Consider the following 12,529-nt stretch of genomic DNA (forward strand, 5'->3'; position numbering starts at 1 on the left):
AACAAAAAGGCCCGCATCCGAGATGCGGGCCTTTTGCTATTCTTGTTCGCCTAGAGCAGCGCGCGGATTGCGGCCAGCGCCTCGTCGGCCTTGGTCCCATCCGGCCCACCGGCCTGGGCCATATCGGCACGACCGCCGCCGCCCTGCCCGCCAAGCGCGGCCGAACCGGCCTTGACCAGATCGGCTGCCGAATACTTGCCAACCAGCTCTTCAGTTACAGCCACCACGATACCGGCCTTGCCGTCATCGGAGCGACCAACGATCACCACGATACCCTGGCCAACCTGCTTCTTGGCCTGATCGGCCAGACCACGCAGGTCCTTTGGCTGCAGGCCATCGACCACGCGGCCGATAAAGCTGACGCCATTGATGGTCTCTGGACCTTCGGCCTGACCGGCAGCGCCGCCCATGGCAATCTTCTGCTTGGCATCGCTCAGCGCACGTTCGGAGCGCTTGAGCTGGTCCTGCAGCGCCGCGATACGGTCGAGTACCTCATGGCTGCCCGAGCGCAGCAGACCCGCTGCCGACTCGACGATCGCCACATTGGTATTGCCACGATGACGCGCCGCCTTGCCGGTCAACGCCTCGATGCGGCGCACGCCAGCACCCACGGCGCTTTCGGCGACGATGGACACGAGACCGATATCACCAGTGCGACGCACATGGGTGCCGCCGCACAGTTCCACCGACCAGCCAAGGCCATTGCCAGTTGGTTCGCCCATGGCCACCACGCGCACTTCGTCGCCATACTTTTCGCCGAACAGCGCGCGCGCGCCAGAATCCTTGGCCTCTTCCACGCCCATCAGGCGGGTTTCAACCGGGGTGTTCTGCAGCACGATGGTGTTGGCGATATCCTCGACCTCAGCCAGTTCCTGTGGGGTCACAGGCTTGGTGTGGACGAAGTCAAAACGCAGGCGATCTGGCGAAACCATCGAGCCCTTCTGGGCGACGTGATCGCCGAGCACGAGGCGCAGGGCTTCATGCAGCAGGTGGGTTGCCGAGTGGTTCGAGCGGATCGAGCCGCGGCGCTCATGATCAACCAGCAGCTCGAGCGCCTGGCCAACCTTGAGCGAACCGGACGTCACGCTGACCTTGTGCGCAAACACGCCATGGTGCTTCTGCGTATCGGTCACCGTGGCGACAACGCCGTCACCCTTGATGGTGCCGCTATCGCCAACCTGGCCGCCGCTTTCGCCGTAGAATGGCGTCTGGTTGACGACGACGATGCCATCCTGACCAGCTTCGATGACGGGAACTTCAACACCGCCAACCAGCAGCGCCGTGATCTCGCCTTCGGCGATTTCGGTCTCGTAACCGAGGAACTCGGTTGGCCCCAGCTTGTCGGACAGTCCGTACCAGATGGTATCGGTGGCCGCTTCGCCCGAGCCAGACCAGCTCTTGCGCGCATCGGCCTTCTGCTGGGCCATGGCAGCATCGAAGCCTGCCTGATCAACTTTGACCCCGCGCGAGCGCAGGGCGTCTTCCGTCAGATCGAGCGGGAAGCCATAGGTGTCATAGAGCTTGAACGCAGTCGCGCCATTGAGAATGTCGCCCTCGCCCAGCTCAGCCGACTCCGTCTCCAGAATCTGCAGGCCACGGCCGAGCGTCTTGAGGAAACGACCCTCCTCGAGCTTTACCGTTTCGGCGATCATGGCTTCGCCACGCACCAACTCGGGATAGGCCTGGCCCATCTCACGCACCAGCGTCGGCACGATCTTGTGGATCACCGGCTCATTGGCACCCAAAAGGGTCGCGTGACGCATAGCGCGGCGCATGATGCGGCGCAGCACATAGCCACGGCCTTCATTGGATGGCAGCACGCCTTCGGCAATGAGGAAGCTCATGGAACGCAGATGGTCGGCGATCACCCGAAGGCTGCGATTGCCTTCGCCATCAACGCGAGCGCCAGTGGCGGCAGCAGCCGAAGCGATCAGCGCCTTGAACAGGTCGATGTCATAGTTGTCGTGAACGCCCTGCATGACAGCCGAGACGCGCTCAAGCCCCATGCCGGTGTCGATGGACGGACGCGGCAGCGCGATGCGCGAGCCATCGGCCTGCTGCTCATACTGCATGAACACCAGGTTCCAGATCTCGATCCAGCGGTCGCCATCTTCCTCGGCCGAACCTGGAGGGCCACCCCAGACCTTGTCGCCGTGGTCATAGAAGATTTCCGAGCACGGGCCGCAAGGACCGGTGTCGCCCATCTGCCAGAAGTTGGACTTGGCGCCGAGCCGCACAATGCGATCCTCGGAAATGCCAGCGATTTTCTTCCAAAGCTCAAGCGCCTCATCATCGTCCTGATAGACGGTGACCATCAGCTTGTCCTTGGGCAGGCCCCAATCCTTGGTCAGGAGGTTCCAGGCCAGCTCGATCGCGCGATCCTTGAAATAGTCGCCGAACGAAAAGTTGCCCAGCATTTCAAAGAAGGTGTGGTGGCGGGCGGTGAAGCCCACATTGTCCAGGTCGTTGTGCTTGCCACCAGCGCGCACGCATTTCTGCGCCGTCGTTGCGGTCGAATAAGGACGCTTTTCAACCCCGGTGAAGACGTTCTTGAACTGCACCATGCCGGCATTGGTGAACATGAGCGTCGGATCGTTCCGGGGCACCAATGGGCTCGACGGCACGGCCTCGTGACCATTGCGGGCAAAGTAATCGACAAAGCTCGAACGGAGATCGTTTACGCTGGTCATATTAGGCTTTCATCGCGGGACTGGCGCATGCTGGCGCCATAGAGTTTCGGCTGGCTTTCTATCGTGCTGCCTGCGGGAATGTCCAGCATTGCGGCATGTTTGCGACGAATGCCGTTTGATTGCGTAACAAAGGCCTTATCAAAAACCAAAAGGCACCGCTTGCGCGATGCCTCTCGATTATCCCTGCATGGGGAGAATGGTCTATTCGTCGTCGGCCGCGCTGTCGTCGCCACCGGCCACCAGCAGCACTTCACCGAGCAGACCCGAGCTCTCCCGCACACCCTGTTCAATGGTGTTGGCAATGGCCGGGTTGTCCTTGAGGAACTGGCGCGAATTCTCACGGCCCTGCCCCAGACGCTGGCTATCCCAGGAGAACCAGGCGCCGGATTTCTCGATAATGCCGGACTTGACGCCCAGATCGAGCAATTCGCCGGTCTTGGAGATGCCTTCGCCATACATGATGTCGAATTCGACCTGACGGAATGGAGGAGCAAGCTTGTTCTTGACCACCTTCACGCGGGTCTGGTTACCCACGATCTCTTCGCGATCCTTCAGCGCGCCAATGCGGCGGATATCGAGACGAACTGAAGCATAGAACTTGAGCGCATTACCACCAGTGGTGGTTTCTGGCGAACCATACATCACACCGATCTTCATGCGTATCTGGTTGATGAAGATCACCAGGCACTTGGACTTGGAGATCGACGAGGTCAGCTTGCGCATGGCCTGGCTCATCAGACGCGCCTGAAGGCCCGGCAGAGAATCGCCCATTTCGCCTTCAAGTTCGGCGCGCGGGGTGAGCGCCGCAACCGAATCGACCACCAGCACGTCGATGGCGCCGGAACGCACCAGAGTATCGGTAATTTCGAGAGCCTGTTCGCCGGCGTCTGGCTGGGAGATCAGCAGATCGTCGACGCTGACGCCAAGCTTGCGGGCATAGATCGGGTCCAGAGCGTGTTCCGCGTCAACGAAGGCGCAGATGCCGCCAGCCTTTTGGGCTTCGGCAATAACGTGCAGCGCCAGCGTGGTCTTACCCGAGCTTTCAGGCCCGAAAATCTCAACGATTCGGCCCTTTGGCAGGCCACCAATGCCCAGCGCAATATCAAGACCAAGCGAGCCCGTGGAGATCGACTCGACCTCAATCGACGAGGCTTCGCCGAGGCGCATGATCGACCCCTTGCCAAAATTACGCTCGATCTGGCTGAGCGCAGCAGCAAGAGCCTTATCTTTATCCATCGATCCACCTTCAACTACACGAAGCGGCGCGTTAGCCATCTATTCTCTCCTTATTTCACGCTCAGAGGGGCTGCGCAACGCGCCGTCACCGCTGGTGGACATGCATTGAATGTGCGCTATTTGTTCTCATTTTGTTTCCGCCATGTCAATGGACAAAATGAGAACATCGGAACATCAATTGCCGTACCTGGCAGAGAATCGGCCCAACGTCGACGTTGGCACCAATAAGTATGATTTTTGAGCTTGCATCGAAACACGATGTTGCGTTCTATGCCGCCCAACGGGGCCCTCGGGCAGCAGGCGGAGGAGCCGCACATGAATCTCATCCAGTTTTTCGATACCAATGGCGCGCGCGCCGTCGCTTCGGTTGAGGGCGGCGTTGCCCGAACGGTCATCGGTGCCTCCAGCGTTTATCAGCTGGCCATCGAGGCCCTCTCCGGCCATGGCGGGCTCGGCGAGTTGATCGCGGCCAAGGGCCTCGGCGATATCGTCGACCGCGATGCCATCCTCGCCGAGGGGCGTATGCTGTCGCCTATCGACCATCCCGATCCCGCCCATCTCTATGTCACCGGCACGGGACTGACCCATCTCGGCTCCGCCGCCACGCGCGATGCGATGCACACCGCCAATAGCGGTTCGGCTGAAGTTGGCCTGACCGACACCATGAAGATGTTCCGCATGGGCCTCGAGGGCGGCAAACCTGCCGAGGGCCTCAAGGGCGTGCAGCCTGAATGGTTCTATAAGGGCAATGGCTATTCGGTGATCAATCCCGGCCACCCGATCCCCTCCCCGGGCTTCGCGCTCGACGCCGGCGAAGAGCCCGAAATCGCTGGCATCTATGTGATCGACCAGAACGGCCAGCCGCGTCGCCTCGGCTTCGCCCTCGCCAATGAATTCTCCGATCACGTGACCGAGCGGCAGAACTACCTCTACCTCGCCCATTCCAAGCTCCGCGCCTGCGCCTTTGGCCCAGAGCTCCGCGTGGGCAACCTGCCGGCCCATGTGGATGGCATGTCGCGCATCTACCGAGACGGCAAGGTGATCTGGGAAAAGCCATTCCTCAGCGGCGAGGACAATATGAGCCATTCCATCGCCAACCTCGAATATCACCACTTCAAATATGAGCTGTTCCGCAATCCGGGCGATGTGCATGTGCATATGTTCGGCACGGCGACGCTCAGCTTTGCCGATGGCATCAAGACCCAGGCCGACGATGTCTTCGAAATCGAGGAATCCCAGTTTGGCGCGGCGTTGCGCAATCCGGTTCGTCAGGAACAGGACCATCCTGTGATCGTCGGCAACGTCTATTGATCTTGAAGCGCGCGGACTAACATGTCAGTTATCCCTCCACACTCCTGGAGGGATACCATGACGGCTCGCGCCTTCGAAAAACGCCGCGTCGGTCAGACGTCGCTTGAGATCACCACGCTTGGCCTCGGCGCCGCCAGCCTCGCTGGAATTTTTAGCCGCGTCCCGGCCGATCAAGCGCGCGCCACCGTCGCGCATGCCCTCGAAGTCGGCATTAATTACGTCGACACCGCCCCCCAATATGGCCTTGGCCGATCCGAGCATCTTGTTGGCGATGTGCTCCGCGAAGGGCGTGACGGCGTCGTGTTATCCAGCAAGGTTGGCCGCCTGCTGACGCCCGTCAGCGACGCGGAACAGGACAAGGGCGCCTGGGTGGATCCCCTGCCCTTCAACCAGGTCTATGACTATTCCTATGACGGCATCATGCGGTCGTATGAGGACAGCATTCAGCGCCTCGGGCTGAACAGCATCGACATGCTGTTTGTGCACGACATTGGCGTCACCACGCATGGCGTCGAGGGCAATAAGCCACTGTGGAAGCAGCTGGAAACCGGCGGCTACAAGGCTCTCCGCGAGCTGCGCGACGGCGGCGCCATCAAGGCCATTGGCCTCGGCGTCAACGAGTGGGAAGTGCTGATGGCCGCCTTCGAGCTGGGCGATTGGGACGCGTTCCTGCTCGCCGGCCGCTACACGCTGCTCGAACAGACCTCGCTCGACCCCTTCATGTCCACCTGCGTCAAGCGCGGCGCATCGGTGATCATCGGCGGCCCGTTCAACTCGGGCATTCTCGTCGGCGGCGACAAATTCAACTACGCCAAGGCGCCCGACGAAATCATCACCAAGGTTCGCGCGCTCGAGGCGGTTTGCAAGGACTTCAACGTGCCCCTGCCCGCCGCAGCGCTGCAATTCCCGCTGCTCCACCCTGCAGTCTGCAACGTGCTGCCCGGCCCGAAATCCCCTGCAGAACTCGATGGCATTCTGGAGTGGTGGGATGTCGAGATTCCAGCCGAGCTCTGGAAGACACTGGAAGCCAAGGACCTGCTGGCACCGGGTACGCCGATCGGGGCGTAATTTGAGACTGGAGCGCGGGGGACCGTTTCCGCCCCCTCGGAGACCTCATGGTAAGCTTGTCGAACCATGGGGGTGTGCACGCAATGGTGCCACGACCTCGTCCTTCGACAAGCTCAGGATGAGCTCTGATGAGGGGCTGGACCCATCCCACCACAATCATCACCCTCGGGCCCGACCCGAGGGCTATACACCTTTCGAAGCGCCCTCAGTCTTGCCCGAGCGTGACTACCAGTTGCAGACCAAATCCCACTCACCGGCGCTGTCCTCGGACTGGATCCGAGGACCACTCACGGCTTGTGCCGTGCTGACGGTGACCCTCGGGTCAAGCCGGAGGGTGTGAAGGGCGTATTGGCTCTCGCTGGCAGATCAGGCAACCAGGTCGAGCTACAACAGAGCTTCGCCCAGAGGTTCAACCTCAGTTCAAATCCAGCGCATAGGGCTTGAGCACTTCGAGGGGGATCAGGCCAAGCACGGCCTGGTTCGTCGCGCGGAGATAGATGCGCGGCGCCATGCGAGCCTCGTGAGCCTGTAGCCACCGCCCGGCCACGAGGCACCAGCGATTGCCGGCCACCAGGCCCGGAAACGCGAACTGCGGCATGGGCGTCGACAGATCATTTCCGACCGCTTTGGAAAAAGCCAGAAACGCTTCGCTTGCCTCGATGCACACCAGATGCACCGCTGCACTGTCTGGCCCGGCGGCACAATAGCCGGTGCGGAAGAAGCCGGTGAGCGGGTCGGACGAGCAAGGTTGCAGGGCTTCGCCGAGTACGTTCAGCTCACCCTGGCCTTCGACGCCGCCGATCATGTTCACTGCTCGCCCTTGCCGAGCTTTTGCAGCACTTCCTTGACCTTGGAATTGATCTGGTCGAGCGAATAGGGCTTGGGCAGGAATTCCACGCTCTGGTCATCCTCAATATCGCGGCGCACGCTTTCTTCGGCGTAGCCGGAGACAAAGATCACCTTGAGATTGGGCATGGTCTCGCGGACATGCTTGAGCAAGGTCGGCCCGTCCATTTCCGGCATGGCGACGTCGGAAATCATCAGGTCAATCTTGTAGTTTTCATCTTCAAGCACCTCGAGCGCTTCTTCGCCACCGTCAGCCTCGAACACCTCGTAGCCGGTAGCCCGCAGCGCCTGGGCCGAGAAAGCGCGAACACTTTCCTCGTCATCGACGAGCAGGATGCGCTCATGGCCGGTGAGATCGCGCGCAGGAGCCACCGCAGCGATCGCCTTTGCGGTCTCCTCTGTAGCGCTAGCGACGTGACGCGGCAGGAAGATCTTGAACGTCGTACCGATGCCAACCACCGACACGGGGTAGATATAGCCCTCGGTCTGCTTAACGATGCCATAGACCGTCGACAGGCCCAGACCAGTGCCCTTGCCCAGTTCCTTGGTCGTAAAGAACGGCTCGAAAATCTTCTCGATGACTTCCTGGCTCATGCCCGTGCCGGTGTCCTGCACGTCGATCAGCACATAATCGGCCTGCGCCATGCCATCAAAGCCAAGGCCAGCCACGTCGGCCTGCTCGACATTGGAGGTACGCAGGGTGATCGAGCCGCCATTGGGCATCGCGTCGCGCGCGTTGACCACGAGGTTGATGATCACCTGCTCCAGCTGCACCACGTCTGCGCGCACGGGCCAGATATTGCGGCCATGTTCCACGGCCAGTGTGTTCTTCTCGCCGATCATGCGCTTGAGCAACACGGTCAGGTCGTCGACAATCAGCGGCAGCTCCAGAACCTGCGGACGCAGTGTCTGACGGCGCGAAAAGGCCAGCAACTGACGGGTCAGGCCCGCCGCACGGTTGGCGTTCTGCTTGATCTGCATCAGCTCGCTGAACGACGGATCGCCGGGCTTGTGCTTGAGCAGCAGCAGATCGGAGAAGCCAATAATGGCGGTCAGCAGGTTATTGAAATCGTGCGCCACGCCACCGGCCAGCTGGCCAACGGCCTGCATCTTCTGGCTCTGCGCAAACTGGGCTTCGAGCTTGCGCTGATCGGTCATGTCCAAGGCATAGACATTGACCTGCTCGGGCGAACCATGGCTCATTTCCGAGGCGGAGAGATAAAGCCGAACCGCGTGATCGCCCTCGACGCTCAATAGCGCATCGACGGGCTCGACTTCCGAGCGATTGGCGGCGGCATCGGCGACGGCGCGAGCAAACTTGTCGCGACTGCCCTCCCCGATCAGTTCCTGCAGCGGCTGCAGCTCCAGGCTCTTTTCCTCGCCCGACCATTTGAAGATACGGCCAAACGGCGCGTTGGTGCGGATGATCCGACCATCGGCGTCGAGCGTGGCAATGGCAAATGGGGTATCGTTGAAGAAGCGCGAGAACCGCACTTCGGCGGCACGCAGCTCTTCTTCGGTATCCGGCGCATTGGACTTGTCCAGCACCAGCGTCCGGGTTTCGCCGAGCTCGCCATCGGCAAGGCGTGCGGCGCGATGCAGCAGACGCACAGGCAGGCTGGTGCCATTGCGGCGCATCAGATCGATATCGATGATCTCGGTATGAATTTCGCCATCGCTGCGCCCGCGCATCAACAGCGTGTCCCCATCCCCACGGACGATGTCCTTGAGGTTCAGATGACCCGAATTGAACTCGGCGAGGTCATAGCCCAGCCAGTCCGTCAGCGTGGAGTTGAGGTATTGGATGCGGCCATGTGCGTCGGCGGAGAAAAAACCCGCTGGGGAATGGTCGAGATAGTCGATGGCGCGCTGCAGATCGCGGAACGCGCTCTCATTGTTGTCGCGATCACGGGTGATGTCTTCCACCGACCAGATGACCAGCGGCTTCTGTGTCTCATCGCTCTCGGGCAGCGGACGCACACCGACGCGATACCAGAACGCCTTGGCGCTTTCTGCCTGAGACCCACCCAGGCCACCGACAATGCGGATATCTTCGATCGCCGAACGGCCATCCTTGGCAGCGCGCGACAGACGATAAATCGCCTCGCTCGCTTCGGATTGACCGGCAAACAGGCGCGACACACCCACCGGCAGGCCATTGGTCATCGCCCCGGCAAAGCTGCCGTAATGCGCGTTGACGTAGGAAATCTTGCCATCCCGGTCCGCGACGACTGCGCCAAACGGCAGGCTGTCCACCACAGCGTGGGAAATCGTGCGGCGATCTTCGCTGGCGGCAAAGCGGAACAGGCCCGCGGCCAACCCGAACAGGCAGAACACCCCCACCACGGCCAGCACGCCCACAAAGGTCATGATGATGTCGGCGGGAATGGCATCGCTGAAGAAAGAGAAGGCCACGGCAATGGCGACCAGCACCACGCCAAGGGCAACCACACGCCATAGACCTGCGGTGTTGCGCCCCGAGGCAATCAGGGGATCGGGATAACTATCCTCGCCGAGCGGCGTCGCTGCCATTGGTCTGGTTGCTCCATAGCCATCGCGTCGCCCCGAATCAGGCGTCCTGTCAGGTCTAGCAAATGGTCCGCCCCCATGGGAGGCCGATCACGCTTTTCAACACGCGACAGCACGTTCTGTGCGGCACAGAAGGCACTCTAGCACATCCAAGTTAGCTCGACTTCCACCCTGCGCCCTTTTTCAGGCGCATCACGAAGCCAATCACTTCGGCCACAGCTTTGAAGTGCTCATTGGGAATAAACCCGTCCACTTCGACGCTTGCGAACAGCGCGCGCGCCAAGGGCGGATTCTCGACGATGGGGACATCGCTTTCTTTGGCCAGCTCACGAATGCGGAGCGCGATGGCATCGGCACCCTTGGCCACGCATTTGGGCGCCCCCATCTCGCGATCATATTTGAGCGCCACGGCAAAGTGGGTCGGGTTGGTGATCACCACGGTAGCGTCCGGCACTGCCGCCATCATGCGGCTGCGTGATCGATCATGCCGCAACTGGCGGATACGTCCCTTGACCTTGGGATCGCCTTCCATCTGCTTATATTCGTCGCGGGTTTCCTGAACCGTCATCATCTGCCGCTTCCACCATTTCTGGCGGACATACATGTAGTCAGCCCCGGCAATCAGCGTCACCACGATCAGCGTCGCGGTGAAAATCTTGAGCCCGATTTCCTGAAACTCGAACAGGATAATCGCGGGATCAGCCGTCATCATGGTGTCCAGACGGTCGCGTTCGGGCCACACCACAAAGAACAGCACGGTGCCCATCACCGTGATTTTCAGCACCCCCTTGATGAAGTTGACCAAAGACTCGCTGGAAAACAGGCGCTTGAACCCGGCCAGAGGTGAAATCTTGGAGAGCTTGGGCGTTACCGGTTCGGCCGAAAGCAGCGGCTTATGCTGGATCAGATTGGCTACGATCCCACAGACCGAGAGGATGCACAGCGGCACCAAAACCACGCCCAGGATCGAAAACGCCAGCCGGTTGAAAAAGGAGATGAACCCTTCCCCGCCCAGTTCAAAGCGGTCCGCGTCCATGATCAGAACCTTGAGGGGTTCCATCAGCGCGGTCGCCGTGGAGGGTGCCATCATGGCAAAAATGATCGCCGAGCCCAGCAACATGAACCAGGTGACAACCTCCTGGCTCTTGGCGACATCGCCCTTCTTATGGGCATCCTCGAGCTTTTTATGAGAGGGGTCTTCTGTTTTGGCGTCTTTTTCCGGGGCTTCGCTACTCATCTAGCCCCTCCACATCGCCAGATGATTTTCAAAGCCCATGATGTACCACCCCATCATCATGGTCAGCAGCAGCGCCATCAGCGACAGCCCGACGATGATGTTGGCGGGCATCAGCACGAAATAGACCTGCAATGCCGGCATCAGGCGCGCCAGAATGCCCGCCCCCAGGTTGAACACCAGCCCGAACACGATGAACGGCGCCGACATCTGGATGCCGATATTGAACGCGCTCGACACGGTGCGGATGGCAAGCTGCGCGGCATCATCGAACATCAGGGGCGTATCGAGCGGAAAGGCGATGTAACTGTCAAAAGTCGCCGCCAGCGCCATGTGGTGCAAGTCGGTGGCAAAGATCAGCGTCATGCCCAAAAAGCTCAGAAAACTGCCGAACACCGCCCCCTGAATGCCGCCCTGCGTCGGGTCCGCCGATTGCGCGACGCTAAGCCCGGTTTGAAACGCAATGATCGCGCCCGCCACCTGCGTGGCCATCACGGTGATGCGCGCAATTGCGCCCAGCATCAGCCCGATCACCAGCTCATGAAACAACAGGCCGACAATGCCCATCACGTCGGCGGGCATCGCTGGCAGACTCGATGACAGCAGCGGATAGACCACCAGCGTGAACATCAGCGCAAAGCTCAGCCGCATCCGCGCGGGGATCATATTCTCGCCCAAGGCGGGCATCAGCATCAGGATGGCGCCGATGCGCGCGAACATCAGCAGATAGAGAAACGCGGTATTGGGCAGCCAGTCGAGCCCGACGGTAATCATCAGCCGCCCACGATGATCATATCGACCACGCGGCTCATATAGGCGCCCATCGTGGCGCCGAGAAACGGCAGCACCAGCAGCAGGGTCACAAAGATGGCGACGATCTTGGGCACGAAGACCAGCGTCTGCTCCTGGATCTGGGTCAGCGCCTGAAACAGCGCCACCATCACACCCACCAGCAGGCCAACAATCATCATCGGCGCCGATACAATGATCAGCGTCCAGATACCATCGCTGGCAATGTCGAGAACGTCGGCGCCGGTCATCGTGGATCTCGTCGGGCGAATCGCCGCCCACATGCATTGTAGGCCCGTCGCGCCATTCCCGCGAAAGCGCGATTATACCTTGCACCGGAAAGTGAGGAACACCCTCCCCTGTAGCCCATACCAGAAGACCTCATGGTGAGCCTGTCGAACCACGAGGTCGAGCGAGTGGCGTCCCCAGCGGTACGACCTCGTCCTTCGACGGGCTCGGAATGAGGTCTACTGAAGCTTAGATCGGCATCCGCATGATTTCTTCGTAGGCCGAGATAACGCGGTCACGAACCGTCACCATGCTCTCAATGGCGATTTCGGTTTCCGACAGCGCCGTCACCATGTCGACGACATTGGCTTTGCCGTTGACCATGTCGATGGCCATGTTGTCGGATTTGTTGCCGGTGTCGACCACGCCCTGCACGGTCTGCGCCAGAACCTGCGCGAAGTTCGTGCCTGTGCCACCGGTCGAGGCGGTCAGGTCCATGGCAGGCTTTGCCGATTGCGTAACGAGCCGGCTGGCATTGCCATAGGCGGCTGCGGCGGCATTAAAGGGGGCACTGATTGCCATGCTTTAGCTCCTGAAA

10 protein-coding genes are annotated in these 12,529 nt (G+C 60.7%); 2 read left to right on the forward strand and 8 right to left on the reverse strand.

Going from position 1 to position 12,529, the window contains the following annotated elements; genetic code table 11:
• Positions 1 to 50 precede the first annotated feature (50 nt).
• Positions 51 to 2,690 carry an alanine--tRNA ligase gene (gene alaS / locus WH87_RS15580; RefSeq protein WP_046140613.1) on the reverse strand — a complete coding sequence of 880 codons (2,640 nt, stop codon included), beginning with the start codon at positions 2,688 to 2,690 and terminating at the stop codon, positions 51 to 53.
• A 201-nt stretch (positions 2,691 to 2,891) separates the two neighbouring features.
• Positions 2,892 to 3,965 carry a recombinase RecA gene (gene recA / locus WH87_RS15585; RefSeq protein WP_046140612.1) on the reverse strand — a complete coding sequence of 358 codons (1,074 nt, stop codon included), beginning with the start codon at positions 3,963 to 3,965 and terminating at the stop codon, positions 2,892 to 2,894.
• Between the two features lie 276 nt (positions 3,966 to 4,241).
• Here recA and araD1 point away from each other — a divergent pair, with 276 nt between their 5' ends.
• Positions 4,242 to 5,237, forward strand: a complete 996-nt coding sequence (gene araD1 / locus WH87_RS15590) for an AraD1 family protein (RefSeq protein ID WP_046140675.1) — start codon at positions 4,242 to 4,244, stop codon at positions 5,235 to 5,237.
• A gap of 57 nt (positions 5,238 to 5,294) precedes the next feature.
• The gene (locus tag WH87_RS15595; protein ID WP_046140611.1) at positions 5,295 to 6,305 is read left to right on the forward strand and encodes an aldo/keto reductase; all 1,011 of its coding nucleotides are present in this window, start codon (positions 5,295 to 5,297) and stop codon (positions 6,303 to 6,305) included.
• A gap of 415 nt (positions 6,306 to 6,720) precedes the next feature.
• Here WH87_RS15595 and WH87_RS15600 read toward each other — a convergent pair whose 3' ends face one another.
• The 6 genes from WH87_RS15600 to fliE form a co-directional block, all read right to left on the reverse strand.
• Positions 6,721 to 7,110 (reverse strand): DUF2237 family protein, encoded by a 390-nt coding sequence (locus WH87_RS15600; protein WP_046140610.1) that lies wholly within the window; start codon positions 7,108 to 7,110, stop codon positions 6,721 to 6,723.
• Positions 7,111 to 7,112: 2 nt separating this feature from the next.
• Complete coding sequence (gene cckA, locus WH87_RS15605; protein WP_046140609.1) at positions 7,113 to 9,683, reverse strand: cell cycle histidine kinase CckA; 2,571 nt, start codon at positions 9,681 to 9,683, stop codon at positions 7,113 to 7,115.
• Positions 9,684 to 9,834: 151 nt separating this feature from the next.
• Entirely contained in the window at positions 9,835 to 10,917 is a 1,083-nt protein-coding gene (gene flhB / locus WH87_RS15610) for a flagellar biosynthesis protein FlhB (protein WP_046140608.1), read from the reverse strand.
• Positions 10,918 to 11,688 carry a flagellar biosynthetic protein FliR gene (gene fliR, locus WH87_RS15615; protein ID WP_052726645.1) on the reverse strand — a complete coding sequence of 257 codons (771 nt, stop codon included), beginning with the start codon at positions 11,686 to 11,688 and terminating at the stop codon, positions 10,918 to 10,920.
• Complete coding sequence (fliQ, locus tag WH87_RS15620; RefSeq protein WP_046140607.1) at positions 11,688 to 11,954, reverse strand: flagellar biosynthesis protein FliQ; 267 nt, start codon at positions 11,952 to 11,954, stop codon at positions 11,688 to 11,690. Before fliQ ends, fliR begins: the two co-directional genes overlap by 1 nt.
• Before the next feature lie 226 nt (positions 11,955 to 12,180).
• The gene (fliE, locus tag WH87_RS15625) at positions 12,181 to 12,513 is read right to left on the reverse strand and encodes a flagellar hook-basal body complex protein FliE (RefSeq protein ID WP_197410829.1); all 333 of its coding nucleotides are present in this window, start codon (positions 12,511 to 12,513) and stop codon (positions 12,181 to 12,183) included.
• Positions 12,514 to 12,529 lie beyond the last annotated feature (16 nt).

Source organism: Devosia epidermidihirudinis (assembly GCF_000971295.1).
Lineage (GTDB): Bacteria > Pseudomonadota > Alphaproteobacteria > Rhizobiales > Devosiaceae > Devosia > Devosia epidermidihirudinis.